Raw genomic sequence first — 21276 nt, 5'->3', positions numbered from 1 at the left:
GGATATAATAAGCCAGTTGATTTTATCCCATCACTTTACAGAAAGGATTGTTGAATTTTGCTCAGGCATAACAGATTCATATTGCTGATTCTGGTATTGCTCCTCATGACGAATCCGGCCATGTCCGCGCAGAAAATGCCCGCGGGAGTCAGGACTTTCACCCCTACAGGAACAGTACCCGACAATGTATCATTCAGAGTCGTCTTCACCGGGTCAGTCGTAACACGGGCGCAGACCGGAAAATCTATCACCCCGGACAACGCCCTTTTCCCGTTCGAGGTCAACCCGCCGTTACAGCTTGAGGGACGCTGGCAGAACGACAAGACATTCACCGCAAAATTATTATCACCGCTCAGGAACGCAACAACTTATACTGCGACTCTCAGAGACGGCCTCAAAGACAGAAGCGGAAGAGCCATAGGGCCGGGGGTGTTCAGGTTTCAGACAGAGGCATTATCCCCCTCAGACATTCGCGCCTCAATGGGCAGAGACGGCAGCGCATATTTCACGCTGAACTTCAACATGAGAGTCGACCCCGCTAGGCTCAAAGGCTACATGCGTATCATCAGCCCGGAGGGAAAAGAAATGCCCTACAGCATTAACGGCGCACTTCCTTCACGGACTATTCGCGCCTCTGTACCAGTCAACAAGACTTCCTCACGCCAGAAATATACCGTAAGAATCGCCGCGGGACTCAAATCCGGCGAGGGCGATTTAGGCATTGACCGCGACATTTCCGAGACCGTCATTCTTGACCCGAAATTGATGGTTCAGGAGATGAGATCTAACGGGCAGAACACAATACGCGCCGTGCTGAATTTCGGCGTTGACCCGGAGACTGTCAGGAATTTTGTTGACATTGAGCCTGCTTTGAACAATGTGCGATTCGAGTCGGGATGGAATGACGAAATTTTAGACATCAGGTCAGACGGCTTCAAGCCCCGCGAAAGGTTCGTGATTACGTTCCGAAAGGGTTTCCCGTCAAAAGGCGGACTCGTTCTCGCTGAGGACTTCCGGCAGGCCATAATCATGCCCGATCTTGATACGGAGATTACATTACCGGCGGCAGGGTCATATCTCACTCCGCTAGACAAAGGGCTAATCCCCGTTGAGATGATTAACGTAAAGAAATTACAGCTCGACTTGTGGCGAATGTATGAGAATAATATTCCGTATGTCCTCAACGATGAGTATGATTACTTCAACAAGGACATTGCCCGCAGGGTTTTCACGAAAGAAATTCCGCTTAACCTCCCGTTGAATGAACGAGTCCGCAGAAGTATTCCCATTGATGAGATGGCTTCAGGCGACAGGGGATTATTCCTGCTGACCGCAAGAGATTCTGACGGCGAGGAATGGCAAGAGGCAAGCCAGATGATTAACCTTTCTGACTTGGGCGCAACCGTCAGACTCTGGGAAGATGCCGCGCTTGTCTGGGTAAACACCCTCACGACAGCAAGAGGCGTGAATGAGGCAAACGTCAAAATATTCTCCGGCAAAAAGCAATTAATCGCACAGGGCAAGACGAATCAGGGAGGAGTCTTCTACTACGAACGCCCCGACGGAAAAGCATGGGACAGCGACAACCTTCCCGCGCTGGCTGTAATCTCAAAGGGAAATGATCTGACATATATACAGCTCACACGGAATTTGCTTAACCGCGAAATTTTCGACACTTCCGGCCGCGACTGGCTGAAATCCGGTTACGATGCCGCTATATTCTCACCGCGAGACATTTACCGCACAGGGGAAAGCGCACCGTTCAAGCTCATTGTCAGGAACGCCGACCTTACCACACCTGACGCATTCCCGGTGATGTTCACTGTCCGCGACACTTTAGGCCGTAAGGTCAAGCAGGAAGCTATCACCCTCAACGCAAAAGGAAGCGCAATCGCAAACTTACAGCTCCCAGGAAATGCCCTCACAGGAACATGGACAGCCTATGTATCAATTCCCGGAAATGATGACAAGCCAATAGCCTCGTACAAGTTCCACGTTGAAGATTTTGCACCCCCGCGCATTGAAGTTACGCTGAACAATCACAGGCCATACTTGATTCACGGCGACACGTTCGCGGCGGACATTTATACGCGCTGGCTTTTCGGGGCTGACGGTGCCGGGCTTGACTACAAAGCCTCATGGACGGCAAGAGAGGCAAATTTCACGCCGACTCAGGACAGATGGAAGGGCTACAATTTCGGCGACCCGTCGAGGAAATTCGCGGGGGCTGAGGGTGAAATAGGAGAAGGAAAGCTCGACAATTTCGGGAAGTCAAAAGTCAGCCTGAAACTTGAAGACGCTTGGGAGGCTCCCACAATCATCAATCTTACGCTCCGTACTGAGGTCATGGAGGACTCCGGCCGATGGACAATCGCGACTCTTTCCCGCCCGTACTATTCCGCCCCGTGGCTTTTGGGAATCGCGCCTGTGTCGGAAAATTTCGCCGTGAGGAATGATATTGCCTTCAGCGTGGCAGGGATTACGCCCGATGAGGAACCCGCAAATCCCGGTGAGCTTACAGCAGAGTTATACCGCGTAACATGGAACTACAACATGGTAGAGATTGACGGGCGAAAGAGATGGCAGTCAACAGAAGAGTTACAGAAGGTTGACGAGAAGAAATTATCACTCCGCAACGGACTCGGCACATTCTCATTCAGGCCGGAATCTTACGGCTCGTACCTTGTGAGAGTCAGCGACTCGGACGACAGCGCAAGGGCGGCATACAGGTTCTACGCCTCAGACCCGCAGGACTCCGGCGGAACAGCTCAGTTAATCGACAGGATAGAGATTACCCCGGACAAAGATTCGTACAGGCTCGGAGACACAGCCCACGTCAAAATCAAAGCTCCTTTCGCGGGACTCATGATGATTACGGTTGAAGGGGCTAAACTGATTTCGCGCAACGTCAGACTTGTCGAGGAGTCCGAGTTCACATATGACATTCTCATAACGCAGGACTTGCGGCCAAATGTCTGGCTTTCGGCGTGGCTTGTGCGTCCCGTTGAAGGCTCTGACGCAAAGCAGTGGGCCTCTCACCGCGCAATAGGCCTCACACGAATCAATACTGACCTCAGCGACTACAATATTGACGTTGGAATCAGTGTCGCAAAGAAAGCAGAGCCGTCCGCAAAACTCCCCGTAACAATCACCCTCAAAGGCTCAAGCGCGATGATCTCAAAGAATGCTGACGTATCAATAGCCCTTGTTGATGACGGCGTACTAGGTCTGACAAAGTACAAAGTCCCCGACCTTCTAAATCATTTCTGGGGCAAAAAGAAGCTCAACTCACAGGGATTTGACATTTACGACCAGTTAATACCCGTTGAGGACAGAGCTACAGAGCAGTTACACCCGGGCGGTGATGAGGGAGCCGACTCACTTGCGCTTGACGGGAATATTCAGCGGTTCAAGATTCTGACGCTGTTTGACGGAGTATTGTACCCTGACGAGCGCGGAATACTTCAGACGGAGTTCGAGCTTCCGGAATTTTCCGGGCGCGGAAGGCTTTTTGTTGTGGCGGCTTCCGGGCGGAATTTCGGCAGGGGTGAGACAACTATCGAGATTGCGCGGGATATTGTTACGGAGGCAGGATTACCGAGATTCGCGGCACCGGGCGACACTTTTGCGATCCCCGTCTCAGTCTTCAACACGTCAAACGAAAACAGGAATGTACATGTAAATCTCATCCCCGAAGGCTTGATGCTCGATAATTCGTTCGCAGACCTGAATATTTCCGCCGGGGGAAAATCGTCATTCACGGCGCAGGCAAAAGCTCTCGGAGGCGCAGACAAAGCGGTGCTGAAAGTCGTAACGTCATGGCCGGAGTCAGGCGGTGAAAAGTCGTTCACGCAGGAAATTGAAATGCCTGTGCGGGCGGCGTGGCCTGTCGTAACAGTCGGCGACTCAGGGACATTCAGCGAGGGGCAGACGAGACTTGATATACCGTTCGGCAATTTCAGCGGGAAAATTTCCGGGACTCTCACTCTTTCGGGGACTCCTGCGGTCAACATCAACAAGGCTGTTGACTTCCTGAACGCTTACCCGTATGGCTGTCTTGAGCAGACAATTTCAGCGGCGTGGCCTTTCCTGATTGTGCCGGACGCTGTAGCCGAGCTTGACCCGTCAGCCTTCACTGATTACCAGGTCAGAGAACGCGCAGAGGGGGCAATCACCCGCATACAGTCAATGCAGCTCTACAACGGCTCATTCGCGATGTGGCCGGGAACAAATCAGCCCTACAACTGGGGGAGCGTATATGCGGCTCACTTCTTACTGAGTGCGAAAAATGCGGGCGTTAATTTCCCTGAAGAAATGCTCACGGGAGTCATGAACTGGCTGCGGGAGTTCCTAGCGTCAATGCCTGACTATACATATGACAGTCAGGAGAAAGACGACATGACCGCAAAAGCCTACGCCGTTTACGTCCTCGCGCTGTCAGGAGAAAAGCCGCTGGGATGGATTGAGTATCTCCGCGAAAATATCGACAGCCTTCACCAGTCAGGGAGAATATATCTTGCCGGGGCGCAGGCAGTCTCAGACGGAAAGCCCGACGCATTAAGGGATCTCAATATCGGCAGGGCTACGGGTTACTCAGGTGCGACTCTTGAGTCTGAAGCGCGGAATACAGCAGTCCTCCTCACAATGTGACTTGACACAGATCCGCAGGCACCTGAAGTTACAGAGCTTGCAATGAGGCTCGCGGGAATGAGATGGTACAGCACTCAGGACAACGCCGCGGCTATAGTCGCCTTGTCGCGCTACAATGTCGAGTCAGCCGGGGCTAAGAGCGACATTACAGCCCACGTAAACACCGAGACAGACAGCAGGCCGATAATCACATTCACTTCCGGGCAGGGCGCGCAGGGCGTGAATATCGGCGAGCTTCCCAAGTCAGCAAACATTATGATTGACGCTAACGGCTCCGGGCAGGGCTTCTACTCATGGAACATAACCGGCGTTCCCAATTCAGCCCCTAAACCTGAGCGCAGGAATCTCAATGTAGAGTGCCTATATTATGACGAGCGCGGGAACATCGCCGACTTCACACAGCCCATCAATCACGGCAGAGTCATTCAGGCAGTCCTGAGCGTGAAGCCTTCCATGACGGTCAACAATCTTGCTGTAACGTACCTTCTTCCGGCTGGCTTCGAGATCGAGAATCCGAGACTTGACGACGGCCGCGGCGATGAGGAGACATACACGGGAGTCGTGAGCGACATTAGGGACGACAGAATCGTGCTGTTCTTCGGGAGGCTGACGGGCGAGAGGTCATACGGCTTCAGGATGAGGGCGGTTACGCGGGGAACGTTCAGAGTCCCGCAGGTGTCAGCATTCGGAATGTATGACGCTGGAATCAGGTTCACCGGGAACACTCAGCCCGATGTAACAATCAAGTAGCACACAGAAAAAGGAAAAAAATTCCCCCTCGGTTTCATGGCCGGGGGGATTTTGTTTGTTTTGTTGCGTTTGTTACCGTGAAGGCACTGCGATAACTGGATTATATATTGTGTCAGGGTTGAGCCATATCCCTATGGTTATGCGCCTGTTCTCCGGGACTAACGGAGGCAGAATTTCCGCGCCCGTGTCATCGTAAAACTCTGCTATGTCGTCATCGTCTGAAGGGTTGTCCGAGTTAGCGATGTAAATTAATTCGTCCCCTTCATGAGCGTCCGCGCTGAGAGTCAGCCCGAACTCATAGAGTCCTTCCTCATCGCACGAAATCACGCCTAACTCCCCGACAATGACATATCCGCCCGCGTATGTGCCTGTAGCCTGTCCGCTGTAGCCTGTCCCCGCTCCGCTTTGCGCTGTTCCGCCTGCTGTGTATGACTCGCCGTCCGGGGCTGACCTTACCGGGAGCTTCGTATCATCATCAGACGGAGAAACTTTGAGGGTTAATATTTTCCGGGCATACTTCACGGGATTTTCGGCCATGATTCTGACTCTGAATGTTCCTGATGCTGACGGAGTACCCGTTATTGTGTCGCCGCTGAGAGTGAGTCCCGCCGGGAGATTTACCGCCGTCCATGTTAGCGGGGTGCTTCCTGTGGCTGAAAGTTTCGCGCTGTAGGCTTGTCTCTGTGTCGCGTCAGGAAGGGTTGATGTTGCGATTTTCGGCCTTGTGCCTTTGACTGTGAGGCGGGCGGATTTCGTTTTGCTCCCCGCGCCGTTTGCGGCCGTAATCCTGAGCCTGAATCCTGAGCGCGAATATGACACGGGAGTCCCCGAAATGATTCCTGTTGACGTGTCGAATGTGAGTCCGTCAGGGAGAGTCCCGGAAATGCTCCATGTCATCGGCGTGCTTCCTCTTTTGAGCCTCAAGCCGGATGAGTACGGCGAGTTAAGCGCGGCCTTCGCGAGAGACCCGGACAATTTCGGAGCAATTCCCTTTATCGTGAGGGGGAGTATGGCTTCTGCTGACCCAGCCGAATTTGACGCGGTGAATTTCACGCTGAACGTTCCAAACTCCTCCGGCCAGCCTGAAATCCTGCCCCTTTCGCTGAGTGTGAGACCCTGCGGGAGTCCTTCTGCTGTCCATGTTACCGGGGATGTTCCTGATGATTTGAGCGTAAATATGTAGGTTCTGCCGATTTTCCCGGACTTTAGGCTGTCTGTTGTGATTGTAACTGCCTCTGCTGCCTGAAGTGTGAATCCGGCTGTGTCCGCTCCGTAATCGTTTGAGGCTTTCACGGTGAATGATGATGTTCCCGCCCTTGCAGGGATTCCGTAAATCATGCCGGAAGAGTCAAAGCTCATCCCCTCTGGGAGCCTCCCTGACTCCAGCGTCCATATCACAGAGCCTGCCCCGGACGCACTAAGCCGCGTCATGTACGAGCGCGATACCGTAGCCGCCGCAAGAGAGTCCCGCGAAATCACAGGCGGTAGCTTGGGCGCAAAGGGGTCATCAGTTACAGTGTCAAATACAATCTGCGTAACATCGTCAAACGCAAAGTGATATGTATATGTCCCGTCCTCACGTGTGAAAAGCTCCGGGCAGCCTGACACATTCAGCTTGGGAAGCCCCGTTCCCGTCAGGCTCAAATAGGACATGGCCGGGCATGAGTCTATGTTGAGGGAATACAGCGGATTGATGTCGCAATGGCACTCCTTCAGGGCTGAATTATTGCTGAGGTCTAAAATGTTGAGGCGGTTAGATGTGCAGTCAAGCGAGACAAGAGACTCACAGCCGGAAACATCGAGGAAGTTTATACGGCTGTCCCGGCAGTTAAGCTGCTTTAGATTTTTGCAGGCTATGACGATTTCGCCGAGATTGTTTTCACCGCAGGAAAGTTTTTCAAGCGCGCTGAAATTCTCAATCCCCGAAAGAGACTCAATTCTGCCCGTGAACTGAACGCCGTCAACAATGACATCAACACCGTCCGAAATGTCAATCTCCGTAACCCGCGCTAATTCCTCACGCGAAAATTTCCCGTCCCCGTCAAAAGTATCACGCTCCATAGCCGTAAACCATGCCCGGAATTTCTCATCAGGGAAACGCTCAGGGCAAATTGTTACGGTGTCAGCCGCAGAAATTGTGATTGTCCGAGTATCATCGCCGAACGAGTTTTCCGCCCTCAATGTTACTGCGAAATCCCCGGAAACTTCCGGGACTCCAAGAATCGTATCATCACTCAGCGTCAAGCCGTCAGGAAGAGTCCCGGATACGCTCCATGTTATCGGCCTCGTTCCGTATGCTTTGAGGGTGAACGAGAACGGGAGTCCGATTTCGGCGCGGGGGATATTGTTTGCGCGTATTGTCGGAGCGGAGTCGAGCGCGGGATTCGGGACGCTCTCGAAAATTATCGCGGTGCTTTCGTCATGCTCAAAGAAAAATGTATATTCCCCGTCAATATCTTCTGAGTAAAGATCAGGACAGCCGGAAATATTCAGCTCCGGGATGTCGTTGCTGAGTATGGCGAGAGTCTGAAGCAGTGAGCAGTTGTCGATGTTGAGCCAGATTAATTGATTGTCTGAGCAGATGAGATCCGTTAAAGCTGTGTTGCTGCTGAGGTCTAACAGTGCTATGTAGTTGCCGGAGCAGTCGAGATACTGAAGGGAGGTCAGGTATTCGACTCCTTCAAGCGATGAGAGGCCGACTCCGTTTGCGGTGATTTGCGTGATTTGGGCGATTTCCTCCTGCGACAATGAGCCGTCCCCGTCAGCGTCAAAATCAGACGATAATATATCCCTGAACGTCTCATCCGGGAAATTTGCGGAATTGATTTCGACACCGTAAGCAGAAGACGCAAGCAATATACACGCAAGAATAGCCGTCAGAAATTTTTTCATGCAATACTCCTCCTTTGTGATTCATTTCAGCCAGAGCATGACGAGATTCGCCAGCAAAAGAACAACGCCCGCCCCGGTCATTCCCGCAGTAATTTTCATGAGCCTGAAATATTTTCCGTCATTGCCTGAATGCCCCGTATAATCGCTGTCAGGGTTAATCACGGAAATTTCTTCTGCTACTGCCTCGCGGACTTCATGAACTAGTGCTTTGCCGTTTTCCTCAGTCATGGCTGAAATCTCGCGGGACAATTCTGCAAGCTCGGTGCTGTGAGTCTTTCCCTCTGCTTTCACGAGACCTTCAAGCCCCGAAAGCATTTCAGGGTCAACCGATGGCCGCAAAATTTCCGTGATATTTTTCCCCGCCGCTTCATTCTCGCGGTGCTCGGCGTAAGTCTCAAAGAATGCCTTTATTCCCTGCGTTAGTGTGTCAATGCGCTCTGACATACTATCAATTTCGGCGATAATGGCATCAGATTTTGAGTCGTCCTGCCTGATTTCGGGGGAGTTTTCTTTGACGGCTGATGTGATTATTCCGGGAAGTTTGTCGATATTCTTGCGTAGTGCGGCGATTTCCTCAAGAAGAGTCCCGATTGACTGCATAATCATGCTGCGTCCTGCGCGTGAGTCGTCTGTTGTGGAACGCAGAGCCTTCACGATTTCGGTTCGCATGTCCTGCGCTGTTCTGTTAGTGCGCTCAATTGCCCCGTTAAAATCGACAGAAGGGATCGCAGAGGCAAGAGACTTTGAGAGTCCCGGAAGGATCATAGCGGAAAGCTCCGAGACAAGCCGGGCTGTAGTAGGGTCTAAATCTTCAGGCATGGCGAAAATCTCATCTCCCATTACAATTGTGATGTAACAAGTATATATCACGAAGGTGAAATTTTGCGGATAAGAATAGGAACACGGCCAAGCCCGCTGGCACTGGCGCAGGCTGAAATCATAGCGGGCGGAATAAAATCATCATGGCCGGGCGCGGAAATAATCACAGTACCCATAAAGACGACAGGCGACAGAAACATGACACCTTTCAGCACGAATCCCAATGGCATTAAGGGAATGTTCACGCGGGAAATTGAGCAGGCACTAACGGCGGGTGAAATTGACATAGCGGTTCACAGCCTGAAAGATTTACCCGTCAATATGAGTCCTGAATTGCCGGTTGTGGCGTATTCGCGACGCGGGAATCCGTTTGACGCTCTCATAGGCGGGGGAAACGTCATAGGCTCGTCATCACTGCGGAGGCGGCTTCAGGTGATGAGGCTTTACCCGGGTGCGCGTGTTGTTCCTGTGCGGGGCAATGTCGGGACTCGCCTGCGGAAACTTGACGCGGGGGAATTTACCGGGCTTGTATTGTCGGCGGCGGGTCTTGAGCGTCTGAACATGGCCGGGAGAATTTCGCGGGTCTTCACGGCTGAGGAGATTATGCCGTCAGCAGGGCAGGGTATTATAGCGTGTCAGGGGCGTGGGGGTGAAAATTATGTGTGGCTTTCGTGCGTGAATGATTCTGACTCGCGGGACTGCGCCGCGGCGGAGCGGAGTTTTTCGCGGCTCATTGGTGCGGGGTGCAACATTCCTGCGGGGGCGTATGCTGAAATTCACGGGGATATTCTGACATTGCGCGGGCTGTATATTGATGATACGGGAAAATTCCGGCACGGCATTATTTCCGGGAGGCGTGAAGAGGCTGAAATTATCGGCATGAAATTGGCGGGGGTGATTCTAGGGTGATATACATTGTGGGAGCCGGGCCGGGTGATTCGGGACTGCTGACTCTGAGGGGCTATGAGGTCTTGAGGCGGGCGGATGTCGTGATATATGATCATCTTGTCGGCGAGGGAATATTAGCGATGATTCCCAGTGAGGCAGAAATTATTGACGCGGGGAAATACGCAGGCCGCCACAAAATGGCACAGCGCGAAATAGAGTCGGCCATGATAGACCGTGCGAGGGCGGGAAAAACTGTAGTCCGTCTCAAAGGCGGAGACCCGTATATTTTCGGCAGGGGAGGCGAGGAGGCAGAAGCATTAATCCGGGCAGGATTCTCGTCAGCTTTCGAGGTTATCCCCGGCGTAACGTCAGCCATAAGCGTCCCGGAATGCGCCGGAATCCCCGCAACGCACCGGGATTACTGCTCAGGGGTCAGCATATTCACCGCTCACGACAAGAACGGAAATATACCGAGTCTCAGCGAGTCAACGTCAATATTTCTGATGGGTGCGGGAAATTCGGAGTCATTGCAGGCGAAATTGATTGAGACTATGAGTCCTGATACCCCTTGCGCCATAATCGAGAACGGAACAACACCAAGACAGCGCACGATTCGCACGGCACTTTCACGGCTTCATGAGTCAGTCGTCAGAAATAATATTACCCCTCCGGCGGTTATCGTTGTCGGCCATGTCGCGAGTCTAAATCTTGAGCCGCGAAAAAATTTGCCCCTGTCAGGAAAAAGAGTCATCATCACACGCCCTGAAGGGAGAGCCGGAAAATTATCGTCCCTCCTGCGCGGTATTGGCGCGGAAGTAATATTAATGCCGACGATAAAGACAAGCATACTTCACGGGAGCATTGACGGCGTGAATTTGTCGGGCTGGGACTGGGCTGGCTTCACGAGCGTAACGGGAGTCGAGGCTCTGTTCTCTCTTCTTGCTGAAACGGGGCGGGACATTCGCGGGCTTGGCGGTGCGAAAATTGCGGCGATAGGTAGTGCGACGGCGGACGCGCTGAAATCTCACGGGCTGAGAGTGGATTATGTGCCGGAAATATTTGACGGTGTTCACTTGGCGGAAGGGCTTTCGGAAATGGGCGGGAAGATTCTAATGTTCCGCGCAGAAAACGGGACTCCCGAAATTGATACGGTCTTCAGGAATTACGGAATTAATGCCGCGAATGTTTGTATTTACCGCATTGATTATGTAAAATTGTCGCGTATTCCAAAATTTGCGGACATAATAATATTCACATCGTCTTCAACTGTGAGGGGCTTTGCGGCCAGTACTGACACATTGCGGGAGTCGTTAGCGGTGTGTATTGGGACTCAGACGGCGGACGCGGCCATGAGTGCGGGATTTGAGCGTGTGAGAATTGCGGAGCGGGCAACAGTTGAAGCAATTGCTGAAGCCTGCACGTGATAAATATATTTCGGGAGGTAATAGTTTCATGCGTAAAATTTTTCTTGCGTTGTTACTTGTCGCGGTAATGTGTTCGTTTTCTTTTGCTGATGAGAAATTCGAGAGCAAAATTTTCCCCGTTGAGCTGACGAAAAATCCCATCAATCTTTACGAGAATATACCGTTCAATTCCGGGAAAGAGCGCGGGAGTCAGATGTTCACGCTTGCAATGGACATTCTTCAGCCGGACAGCAAAGAGCCTCTGCCGTTAATCGTGTACATATCCGGGGGCGGTTTCATAATGGCACCGAAAAACAACTGGATTCAGCAGAGAATGAGACTCGCGGAGGCCGGTTACGTTGTGGCCAGCATTGAATACCGTCATGCGCCGCTGTCAAAGTTCCCGCTTCCTTTGGAGGACTGCAAACTTGCTATAAGATGGCTCCGCGCCCATGCGAGTCAGTACAACATTGACGTGAACAGAGTCGGCGTACTGGGAAACAGCGCGGGGGGCTATCTCTCGTCATTCGTGGGAGTAACGAACGGTAACAAGGAGTTCGACAAGGGCGACTACCTAGAGTACTCAAGCGAGGTATTATGCGCGGCGGACATTTTCGGCATATCGGAAGTCATGAGCATAGGGGACGACTACCCGGAGGAAGAGCGAAAGCTCCACGACTCAGCCGGAATCACCGAGGCGATGTGGGTCAAAGGCGTTCCGGGGTTCGGGGGGCCTGACGGAGGAGTCAAGGATTTCCCGGAGGAGTCAAAGAAGGCAAGCCCGCTGTATTATGTCAGCGAGAAATCCGCGCCCATGCTGCTTATGCACGGGGACAAGGACAAATCAGTGTCGCCGAGTCAGACGGACAAACTGTATCAGGAACTGAGGGCGAAAGGTGTTGAGGCTGAAAGGTACGTTATCCCCGGAGCTGCTCACGGGGGGCCGCACTGGGTTCAGGAGCCTGTCATGAAAATTATGGTGGACTTTTTCGACAAGTATCTCAAGAAATAGCGTAATGTCAGAATGATTCCTCCTGTGAGAAATCGCGGGGGGAATTTTTTTCGTCTCAAGCGTTCCTGATTTCGCGGATTAAGTTTTCCATCATCGTTATGATTCCCGCGTCATTCGCGAAAAATCCTTCCGCCTGACGGAACAATGTATATACCCTGTCTTTCTGAGACCGCGTGAGTCCGTCCTCAATCCTGAGAATTTCCGCCCTCAACGCCCGGAGACGAGACACAGAGTCGGCGATGTTCTTGCGGGCTTCCTGTTTCGACAACGACAGCCCCTTCAACGCCGCGCCCTTCACAATAACGTCATCAATAATTTCTGCCTCCGGGAAAAATTCCCGCACTAGCGGTATTTTCGCGCACCCTCCTGTGAGTATGGCTCTCTCAGGCTTCCACACGCGCAACAATCTGCGGAATGTGTGAGAGGCTCTCTTGACGGGAAAATATATCAGCCTCGCGAAATCATCCCGGCAAATGTTCATGTTATGCCACAATCGCGACTCGTTCTCGCTGAGAATGTGCATGATTCTTTTTGCCTCGCTCATAATTTCGGGGGTAACTTTCTTCAGCAGGCGGCGTTCACAGAGGTATTCAGCAAAAATTCTGCCGAACATTTCCCCGCCCGCGTCAACATTCACGCTCTCTAGTACTTCTTCCCCTTCAAGCACCGCGAATTTACACCCGGACGCGCCGAAATCACACGCAAGAATCCTCCCACTGTCAGCAAGAGACAGACTCAAAGCCTCGTATTGTCCGATAATATTCACGTCCCTGAAGCCTGCGCTGACCGCCTTAGAGCGCAGAGTCTCCCGCTGTCGTCTTGGCATGTCATCATGAACGGCCACAACGCACGAATACACAGGCTCCCCGAAAAATATCTCCGCATCCTCGCGCAAGGTCATGAAGTCCGCCCCGTCAGCCCGCGAAAGAACCCGCGTTCCGAGATTGTCGGAGTATGCCAGCTTTGAGCATGACGACCCCGCGTCAATCCCTGCGAACACACTCAAGCCCGGAGCCGTCAAAGCGAATCACCTCAGCTTTCACGATTTCGTTGTCATTGCCCGTGCATGTCGCCTCTATGTAGTGCCGTGTATGCCCCCTGTTATCGCGCTCAATGAGAATTTCAGCCTCATGGCCGATAAATTTCCGGGCGTAAGATTCGTACAGCTCCCGCCCAAGCGATATGGCCTCGGAAGTTCTTGCGGCTTTCACGGGACTCGGAACTTGCCCGGGCATGTCTGCTGCGATTGTCCCCCGCCTAGCTGAGTACGGGAAGACGTGTACACGCCCTAACCCTGAAGCCCTCATTATGTCGAGCGTGTGAAGGAACGCCGAGTCATTTTCGCCGGGGAAGCCCGTAATTATGTCGGTTGAAATGTGTATGTCAGGCGAAATTTTTGACCGCGCAGAATCGCATACCCTCACGAAATCCCGCGCAGTATATCCGCGTCTCATGGCCGAGAGTATCCCGTCATCACCGCTCTGTAACGGCAGGTGTAAATGTTGACAGAATGACTCACAGTCAGCAAGCGTACTCATCAATTCATCATCGAGGCAGAAAGGTTCAAGCGAGCCTAGCCGGAGTCGTTTCAGCCCGTCAATTTTTGCGGCTCTCCGTATAAGCTCCGAAAGTGATGTATCAATATCGCGCCCGTAGACACCCAGGTGAATCCCCGTGAAGATTACTTCCTTTGTGCCGGAGTCGACAAGGCGGTGAATCTCGCTGATTATGTTTTCGGGGGGGCGGCTTACGGGTCTTCCTCTAAGGTATGGGATTATGCAGTATGTGCAGAAGTGATCGCAGCCGTCCTGAATTTTGACGAACGCACGCGAATGCATAACGGGTGAAATTATCGGCAGCTCTTCCCATTCTGACGGCGTGAATATCTCCCTGATACGCATATCCCTGAAGCCCCGTCCGTGTCTCATCATGTCATTCACAGCGTCAGGGATTAGGCGTTTTCCCTTTGTGCCTGCGAGAATGTCAACGCCCATTTCCCGCGCCGCTTCAGAGTCCACAGCCTGAGACCAGCACCCGCACACCGCCAAAATTCCCTCATCCCCTAAAACTTTGCGCGCCCGGCGGATTAGGTTTCTGCATTTCCTGTCGGCCTCCTGCGTAACCGAGCATGTTACGATTACGGCGGATGATATATCGTCAGTGAGGTCTTCTGTTACTTCATGGCCGAGCGACATTAGCCCGCCTGCAATATATTCCCCCTCGCACAAACTTGTACGGCACCCGAAAACGTGAATATATACCCTGCCCATTAACCCGGCCTTTATCCCCATGCTTTGACGGCGCGGCAGCCCCACCAGTCGCCTATTCTCATTTCGCGCTCAATCTCAAGACGCGATGACTCCATCACTGACACGAACATATGACGCTCTACGTTAGTCATCCCGGAAAATATCGCGAACCCCTTGGGCTTTAGGACTCTTCTTACGTCAGGCAGAAGGGTAATATTTGGATTGAGGAGTATATTTGCGGTGAGTATGTTTACTTGTCCCTTGAAGCCTTTTAGGAGGTCGCCTTCTGAGAGGTCGCAGATTTTCGGGTTAATGCCGTTGAGATTCATGTTTCGTTTTGCCTCGGCTAATGTATCGGGGTCAATGTCTCTTGCGATTGCCTTTCCTGCTCCGAGCTTCAGCGCAGTGATAAATAGAATCCCGGTGCCTGTGCCTACGTCAAGAATCGTGTCTCCCGTCTTCACAATTTCCTCAAGCAGCGACAAAGCAATCTGTGTGCTTTCGTGATACCCTGTCCCGAACGCGCTGGCCGGGTAAATGTAGACGGGCATACGTCCTTCCGGGATCTCGTCATCCTCATGCCACGGAGCCATAACGATTAATCCCTTCCCGACGGGCAGAGGGGGGAATGCGTCATAGTGCTGTGTGTCCCACGCCTGATTATCGACCCTGTAGCACCGCGCAATTTGAATCCCGAAAAAATTCGCGTCCTCAAGAATAAACAGCAGGTGATGTATTATTTCGTCGATTCCTATAGAGCCGTTATAGCTTGCCCGCAGGAACAGAAGTTCATTGCCGTAAAAATCATTCTCCGTGAAAATTTCTGACCCAATAGAATCCGTGAGAGCCGCCACAGTGCTGAGTCTCTCTTCATTGTGCTGACGGTTACGGACTGCGCTTGGTACGCTTAATTCAACAGTCCACCAGAAATTATAGTTCTGCATGAAAATATTTCCTCGTTATATGTTGTGATAAGTATATATGTTATCATGCGCGGGGGAAAAAGTATTCCGGGGGTGATTGTCCATGAAGAAATTGTGCGTGTTAATGCTGATGATGTTTTGCGGAAGTGCCTGCGCTGAGACTAGAGCGCGTTTTCTGTTCATAGGGGACATAATGATTCATGACCAGCAGTTAGACGCGGCCAGGCGCAAAGATGGCACGTATGATTTCACGCCGTCATTCAGGAGGGTGAAGCCGTTACTGCGGGACTCGTTCCTTGTGGGAAATCTTGAGACAGTTTTCGCCGGGGAAGGAAAGAAATTGCGTTACGCGGGATTTCCCCTCTTCAACACGCCTGACTCATTCATTGGGAATCTGTCGGGCGATTTGGGTGTTGACTTGCTGACTCTGGCGAACAATCATATTTTTGACCGAGGCGCGGACGGTGCGAGGCGAACGGCGGAAATCCTGACATCCTCCGATATTCCGTGGCTAGGACTGGGAGTCGGCGATATTCCCTCGAATGACGCAATAATCCTCAGCAACAACGGAATCCGGGTGGCGTTCGTCAATCACTCATACGGGAGTAATTTGTGGCCGAAATCATCGGATGTTCACCTTAATGTTTACGGAGACGATGACATTTCTGCGAGCATGACCCGCGCAAGGGCATTGAGTCCCGATATAATCATCGCGCTTTTCCACTGGGGCAACGAGTACCACTACAAGCCGAATGTCCATCAGAAGAGAGCCGCAAATACTGCCTTCCGCGAGGGAGCGTCATTAGTCGTTGGGACACACCCGCATGTGCTTCAGCCTGTTGACGTTATTGTGAGCGGGGACACTGTGAAGGCTGTAGCGTGGTCATTGGGAAATTTCGTATCATTTCAGAGGACTCGCCCGCGTGAAAGAAGCGTGATATTGTCGGCGGAGTTCGTGAAGAGTGATGACGGTGAAACGAGGCTTGCGGCTGTCGGGATTGCTCCGCTGTATGTAGTTGCGCCCGGCTCAAAGCGGACGGAGGTAACTTACGCGGGGGATAATGAGTCGCTGATTGTGTCGCTAGATTTTGACGGTCTGAACAAGTCGCAGGTGAATAATCTGCGGAGTATCGGCCATGCTGTGAATGAATTTCTCGGAGCGCAGAAAGATTTTGACGGTTACGGCTTTAATGTTCTGTGGACGGAAGAGAGTCCCGACATGTTTCCCAAGAGCCGCAGAAAATCTCCGATGTAGCAGAAATATTCGCGGCATTCAGGTTTGCGGAAAATTTTTCAGCAAAAAAAATCCCCCTCAGAGCTTCAGGGGGACTTTCATTGTTTACTTCTTTTTCTTCTCTCTGATTTTCGGCAGGTCTTCCTCATCATCATCGTCAAAATCTATTGTAGGGTCATTCTTGGCTGCTTTCCTGGCTTTTTTCTCCCATTCAGCAGATTTTGACTCATCATATACCGGGTAGCGTTTATTTTTGTATATTCTGCTGAGAACATACATTCCGAACGCATCGCCCTGTTCCGCTGATTTTTCCGCGAGCCTTATTACTTGCTTCAATGCCTCTGTGAAGTCTTCCCCCTTGTGAATCATGCTGTCTACTTTGTTAAGCTCCAAATCTGCCTTCTGAGCCTGCGCTCTTGCGTAGCCAAGCTCAACAGACTTATCGAGCCACATATACGGAGCACTGTCAACATCTGCCCAGCGTCCTATATTGTACAGAAGATACTGCGCGGGGGCGTAATCCCGGTATGCCGCTTTCCTGAGCCAGTAAGCCGCCTGATTCAGGTTGAAGAGCTTTCCGTAATTTTTCGCCTCGTCATAATCAACAGAGCCGTCAAACTGCGTCGCATTGTACATTTCGACAAACAGCACTCCCAGCTCATACTGCGCTTTCACATCCCCTTCAATATATGTGTCGCCGCTCTGCTTGTCCATAGCCCTGACAAAAAGCTCCCTGACAGACTCAATGTTAATCCCTGTTACGGGTTCAGCATAGTATCTGTATGATATTCCGAACGCCGCCGGAGTCATAATTATGATAGCCGCCATCACCGCAATAAACACGCTTATTTTTCTCATGATTTTTCCCTCCTACTGTAATAACCACACTGTCATGGTGCTTCCTTGTTTCACCAATATCGTTTTGTCGGGATATGCCATTCTGGCATCGCCTTTTACGGGAAGAGGCTTGAGCTTTCCGCCTTCTGTGATTTCGTAGTTGTAGCCTGTGTCTTTCCACACATGGACGACTTCAACCCATTCGGGAACTGTGAACTGAATCGGTAGCTTGTCCTGAAGATTTACCTTTCTTTCATTTTTCAGCGTACCTTTTATGCCCTTCAATGTGCTGGTACTGCCTTTTCTGTCCTCAACTTTGAGAATCAGCATGTTGCCGTTCTCAGTCCAGTCTGTAACTCTGTATTTAGCGTCAGGATGCCATTCCCCGGAACTGACCGCCGACTCATCGCTTTTGCGTTCGCTGGACTCATTCTTTCCTGCGGGATTCTTGCGCTGATTGTGGATACGCTCTTTGATTTCGGGATTGTCTCGAAGAAGGTCTGTATCGCCGATATAGTCATCAATCGGGCTGGGTACAGGATGTTCATCATCATCCGCCCATAGCACTCCGCATAACGAGACCGCCATAATCACGGCCAGAAGCAGCGCAGATTTCTTCATGAAAATTGCCTCCTTTGGCTCTTGACATTTTTGCGATTATACGGTTAGGGGAGGGGAGCTGTAATCAGCAAAATTAATCCCCTCTCTTTGCGTAAGAAAGGGGATACTTTTTTGTTTACTGCCTGTGAGATTCTAGCCAGTCTTCAAGAATTATCACAGCCGCTACTTTATCGACATTCTTTTTCCGCTTCCTGCGTGAAATATCTGCCTCAATCATCGCCCGCTGTGCTATCACCGTCGTGAATCTCTCATCCTGAAACACGAACTCACGCCCGGGATATTCCGCCCTCAGTCCGTCAATGATTCCTGAAATCCTGATTGCGGCCTCGCTGGGTTTTCCGTCAGTCCGCAAAGGGAGTCCCGCGACAATAATTTTCGGGTCATACTTCCGTATTGCCTCGTCAAAATCTTTGCGCCATTCGTCATTCTCAGCGTTCCAGACTCCGAGACCCTGCGCGGTTATTCCGAGAGGGTCAGAAATTGCCGCTCCGATTCTCACCGTCCCGATGTCAAGCGCAAGTACACGGCCGTTAATCATTTTTCCTGAAGAACATCAGCAAGAGGGCGAACGCTCCGAAAATCCCCGCGCTGCATCCGCTGTGTGATGAGTTGACTATACGAACAGGAGTCGGAGTCGTATCTTCTGATTCAGTTTTGGGAGTCGGCGTTATGTCTTTTGACTCAGGGTCAGTGTCGGTTTTCGGAGTCTTGTCATCCGACTCAGTTTTGGGAGTCGGAGTCGGCGGTGTCGGTTGTTCGTCATCTGATTCAGTTTTGGGTGCCGGTTCTGGTTCTGGTTCTGGTTCTGGTGTGTCATCATCGTCCCAGTATTTTTTCTCGTCATACTTTGTGTCTTTGTCTCTGCTCTCTGCGTAGGTGAAGTGCATTATAGGAAGCTCACCCGTAACATGCCCGGATGTGTAGAAGACATCATAATATCCTTCAGGAATATCAAGCGACACAAGATCAAGTACTACAGCTCCGTCCGCACTTGCTGTAACGTTAAGAGGCCCGTAAACAGCGTAATACATTCCGTCTTTGTCCCTGAAGAACATATCAGGCTCATAGCCCGCCGGGAAAAACGTATTAGGATCAGCCGACTCGACTTCGGGCAGGTCTTCAATCACTATAATGTCATAGCTTTCATTGTCATCGTTGATTATTATCGTGTTGTCATCGCTCACGTTGTTTTCATCTTCGAGGCCGTCAATGTAAACGAAATATGCATCTGCCCCGGTGCCTTCTGAGAATGTATTGCTGTCATTGCTCACAAGTTTTGCTGTGATTCTTCTGCCTTCATAATATGGGACAGGATTATGAGCTTTGATTCCTTCTTCCGGCACGGTAACTTCAGGGAAATCACGCACTTCAATCCCGTAAAATATTTGCGGTTTAGTGTCTTCTGAGATTGGCTCATTGTCAGAAATCAAATCAACAGTGAAAGCCTTTATACATGCGTTCATAGGGTAGACATATGATATGCCGTCTCTGTCTTTCAGCGTGTAATATGCTCCGTCCCGCCAAACATTCTGGCCAGAAAAGTAGAAGTATGTTTCACCCTCTCTCACAAGCGCATAGTCAGTTACTCTTTTCAGCGCAGTTTCTACGGATATAGGGGCGTTTTTGTCGGAGTTTGAAGCACGGAGAACTATTGAGAAATAATCTCCCTTTGTCATTTGGACGGGTGAATCAAATTTCAGCGTGTGATAGCCCGGAAGATGATAATTTGCGCTTGCAGTTGCTATGATGTCCCCGCTTGTTATGTTATTGCCGGGGTGTTCATCTCCGTAACTTATTGCGGAAATCTCGACATTTGCATCCATTCCAGTTGTGTAGAATCCTGCCTCAATGAGCTGTTCACCGTCTGAGCGGACTCGGAATACATTTGCTGCCTGAGAGTAAGTGCCGGCTTCAGAGATTCCCCATAAGCTGCAGCTTCCGAGGTCGTCCCAGTAATAAGCGTGCATATTCGGATTAGCTTCTTCAACGGTGTACGCTGTGCCTCCTTTGATTCCCTGCTCGTAGGACATCCATACATAGCCGCCGTCGCTCCAATCGCTGCCCCATGAGTTACGGATGAGCCATGCACCGGGCTTGCTGGGTTTGTCGTAGCCGAAATTCTCTGCGGGGAAATTGTCATCCCATCCCACAGCGAGAACAGCATGATTCGTTGCCTTATTGGGATCATTTCTCCTATCCCTTTGGTTGTCGCTCTTGCTTGGGTCTGTGAAGAAGTATGCGTTATGCTCTTTGTTGAGATATTTTCTGTCTCCTGCGTGCCAGTATCTTACGTAGAGTCCGCCCTTATTCATTATGAGCCGTTTAATCTCGTGCCTGTTTTCCTCTTTGAACATAAGCGAGGAGTATGTATCAGAGAAGTTTTCAGCCTCCGTAAGCCGCAAAATCGGAGTGTATTTGCTGAAGGGCAGCGCGTCATTGCTGAGGAGGTCTGCTGATTCTTCCGAGGCATATTTCTTGTAGGGCAGCTCATTTTCAGAAACAGGCCCCCACGTCAAGCCCTCAGAGATCCCGCGAGTAAGAACCGCAAGAGGCTCAAAGGGACGGCCTCCCCTGTTGAGTGCCTGAAGCGCTGTAGGATTATCAACTACGTAGTATATATCGTCCTTGTCTTTTACTATCGTTGTGAATCTCTGATACTTCACGGGATTCTTGAACGCCGCCAACACAAGATGAAGCTCCGATAGGTCTATAGACTCTGCTGAAGTGTTCAGGAAGTTGGGAATCTCGTCATCGCTCAGCTGCATGAGATAATTTGTCTCAGAAGCTCCAATAGCCGCATGTGCCCAGCATGTTCCGAAAGGACTCTGATTCCTCACGGGAGGCATTAAACCTTTTGTGCGGAGGTCAAACGAAACAGGAAGATCATCCGCAAACGCACTCCCGGTTAACATGGCCGGAAGCAAAAACAGTAACAGCAAAAATTTTTTCATGATAATTATTCCTCCATTTGGGCAAAGAAATACCCCCTCACCGTTTC

The 21276-nt window shown here is 51.2% G+C and carries 15 protein-coding genes; 6 read left to right on the top strand and 9 right to left on the bottom strand.

The genetic code is table 11. The features are described from left to right. Positions 1-57 precede the first annotated feature (57 nt). The gene (locus tag IKQ95_08270; GenBank protein ID MBR4196688.1) at positions 58-4650 is read left to right on the top strand and encodes a hypothetical protein; all 4593 of its coding nucleotides are present in this window, start codon (positions 58-60) and stop codon (positions 4648-4650) included. A gap of 57 nt (positions 4651-4707) precedes the next feature. Continuing rightward, complete coding sequence (locus IKQ95_08265; protein ID MBR4196687.1) at positions 4708-5400, top strand: hypothetical protein; 693 nt, start codon at positions 4708-4710, stop codon at positions 5398-5400. Positions 5401-5472: 72 nt separating this feature from the next. Here the strand turns inward: IKQ95_08265 and IKQ95_08260 are convergent, their stop codons facing one another. Both IKQ95_08260 and IKQ95_08255 read right to left on the bottom strand, forming a co-directional pair. Further along, positions 5473-8292 carry a putative Ig domain-containing protein gene (locus IKQ95_08260; GenBank protein ID MBR4196686.1) on the bottom strand — a complete coding sequence of 940 codons (2820 nt, stop codon included), beginning with the start codon at positions 8290-8292 and terminating at the stop codon, positions 5473-5475. A 21-nt stretch (positions 8293-8313) separates the two neighbouring features. Beyond that, entirely contained in the window at positions 8314-9111 is a 798-nt protein-coding gene (locus tag IKQ95_08255; GenBank protein ID MBR4196685.1) for a hypothetical protein, read from the bottom strand. 60 nt (positions 9112-9171) lie between these two features. On the opposite strand from IKQ95_08255, the gene hemC reads away from it, so the two are divergent. The 3 genes from hemC to IKQ95_08240 are packed head-to-tail and all read left to right on the top strand — an operon-like array spanning position 9172 to position 12414. Beyond that, complete coding sequence (gene hemC / locus IKQ95_08250) at positions 9172-10020, top strand: hydroxymethylbilane synthase (protein MBR4196684.1); 849 nt, start codon at positions 9172-9174, stop codon at positions 10018-10020. Then, entirely contained in the window at positions 10017-11423 is a 1407-nt protein-coding gene (gene cobA / locus IKQ95_08245) for a uroporphyrinogen-III C-methyltransferase (protein MBR4196683.1), read from the top strand. The genes hemC and cobA overlap by 4 nt, the downstream gene beginning before the upstream one ends. 28 nt (positions 11424-11451) lie before the next feature. Further along, positions 11452-12414, top strand: coding sequence for an alpha/beta hydrolase (locus IKQ95_08240; protein ID MBR4196682.1), 963 nt, complete (start codon positions 11452-11454; stop codon positions 12412-12414). Between the two features lie 55 nt (positions 12415-12469). Here IKQ95_08240 and IKQ95_08235 read toward each other — a convergent pair whose 3' ends face one another. Genes IKQ95_08235 through IKQ95_08225 form a run of 3 tightly spaced genes read right to left on the bottom strand, consistent with a single transcriptional unit; the run spans position 12470 to position 15607 of the window. Further along, positions 12470-13435, bottom strand: a complete 966-nt coding sequence (locus IKQ95_08235; GenBank protein ID MBR4196681.1) for a hypothetical protein — start codon at positions 13433-13435, stop codon at positions 12470-12472. Then, positions 13398-14729 (bottom strand): MiaB/RimO family radical SAM methylthiotransferase, encoded by a 1332-nt coding sequence (locus tag IKQ95_08230; protein ID MBR4196680.1) that lies wholly within the window; start codon positions 14727-14729, stop codon positions 13398-13400. Before IKQ95_08230 ends, IKQ95_08235 begins: the two co-directional genes overlap by 38 nt. Next, positions 14696-15607 carry a 50S ribosomal protein L11 methyltransferase gene (locus tag IKQ95_08225; GenBank protein MBR4196679.1) on the bottom strand — a complete coding sequence of 304 codons (912 nt, stop codon included), beginning with the start codon at positions 15605-15607 and terminating at the stop codon, positions 14696-14698. Before IKQ95_08225 ends, IKQ95_08230 begins: the two co-directional genes overlap by 34 nt. Before the next feature lie 82 nt (positions 15608-15689). Between IKQ95_08225 and IKQ95_08220 the strand changes: the two genes are divergently transcribed. Continuing rightward, the gene (locus IKQ95_08220; protein MBR4196678.1) at positions 15690-16841 is read left to right on the top strand and encodes a CapA family protein; all 1152 of its coding nucleotides are present in this window, start codon (positions 15690-15692) and stop codon (positions 16839-16841) included. An 84-nt stretch (positions 16842-16925) separates the two neighbouring features. On the opposite strand, the gene IKQ95_08215 is transcribed toward IKQ95_08220, so the two are convergent. The 4 genes from IKQ95_08215 to IKQ95_08200 all read right to left on the bottom strand — a co-directional run bounded on the left by IKQ95_08215 (position 16926) and on the right by IKQ95_08200 (position 21229). Further along, positions 16926-17678 (bottom strand): sel1 repeat family protein, encoded by a 753-nt coding sequence (locus tag IKQ95_08215; protein ID MBR4196677.1) that lies wholly within the window; start codon positions 17676-17678, stop codon positions 16926-16928. Positions 17679-17690: 12 nt separating this feature from the next. Then, a complete protein-coding gene (locus IKQ95_08210) occupies positions 17691-18278 on the bottom strand; it encodes a hypothetical protein (protein ID MBR4196676.1) in 588 nt (195 codons plus the stop codon). A gap of 115 nt (positions 18279-18393) precedes the next feature. Beyond that, positions 18394-18816 carry a Holliday junction resolvase RuvX gene (gene ruvX / locus IKQ95_08205; protein ID MBR4196675.1) on the bottom strand — a complete coding sequence of 141 codons (423 nt, stop codon included), beginning with the start codon at positions 18814-18816 and terminating at the stop codon, positions 18394-18396. Next, entirely contained in the window at positions 18809-21229 is a 2421-nt protein-coding gene (locus tag IKQ95_08200; protein ID MBR4196674.1) for a hypothetical protein, read from the bottom strand. The genes ruvX and IKQ95_08200 overlap by 8 nt, the downstream gene beginning before the upstream one ends. Between the last annotated feature and the right edge of the window lie 47 nt (positions 21230-21276).

The organism is Synergistaceae bacterium, from assembly GCA_017540085.1.
Classification (GTDB): domain Bacteria; phylum Synergistota; class Synergistia; order Synergistales; family Aminobacteriaceae; genus JAFUXM01.
The sequence above is the reverse complement of the archived record's forward strand: the minus strand, read 5'-3'. Positions and strand labels throughout refer to the sequence as shown.

Coding starts and splice junctions, on each gene's coding strand:
- IKQ95_08265 (MBR4196687.1), top strand. CDS start 4,708: ATGAGATGGTACAGCACTCAGGACAACGCCGCGGCTATAGTCGCCTTG.
- IKQ95_08260 (MBR4196686.1), bottom strand. CDS start 8,292: ATGAAAAAATTTCTGACGGCTATTCTTGCGTGTATATTGCTTGCGTCT.
- IKQ95_08255 (MBR4196685.1), bottom strand. CDS start 9,111: ATGCCTGAAGATTTAGACCCTACTACAGCCCGGCTTGTCTCGGAGCTT.
- IKQ95_08240 (MBR4196682.1), top strand. CDS start 11,452: ATGCGTAAAATTTTTCTTGCGTTGTTACTTGTCGCGGTAATGTGTTCG.
- IKQ95_08225 (MBR4196679.1), bottom strand. CDS start 15,607: ATGCAGAACTATAATTTCTGGTGGACTGTTGAATTAAGCGTACCAAGC.
- IKQ95_08220 (MBR4196678.1), top strand. CDS start 15,690: ATGAAGAAATTGTGCGTGTTAATGCTGATGATGTTTTGCGGAAGTGCC.
- IKQ95_08215 (MBR4196677.1), bottom strand. CDS start 17,678: ATGAGAAAAATAAGCGTGTTTATTGCGGTGATGGCGGCTATCATAATT.
- IKQ95_08210 (MBR4196676.1), bottom strand. CDS start 18,278: ATGAAGAAATCTGCGCTGCTTCTGGCCGTGATTATGGCGGTCTCGTTA.
- ruvX (MBR4196675.1), bottom strand. CDS start 18,816: ATGATTAACGGCCGTGTACTTGCGCTTGACATCGGGACGGTGAGAATC.
- IKQ95_08200 (MBR4196674.1), bottom strand. CDS start 21,229: ATGAAAAAATTTTTGCTGTTACTGTTTTTGCTTCCGGCCATGTTAACC.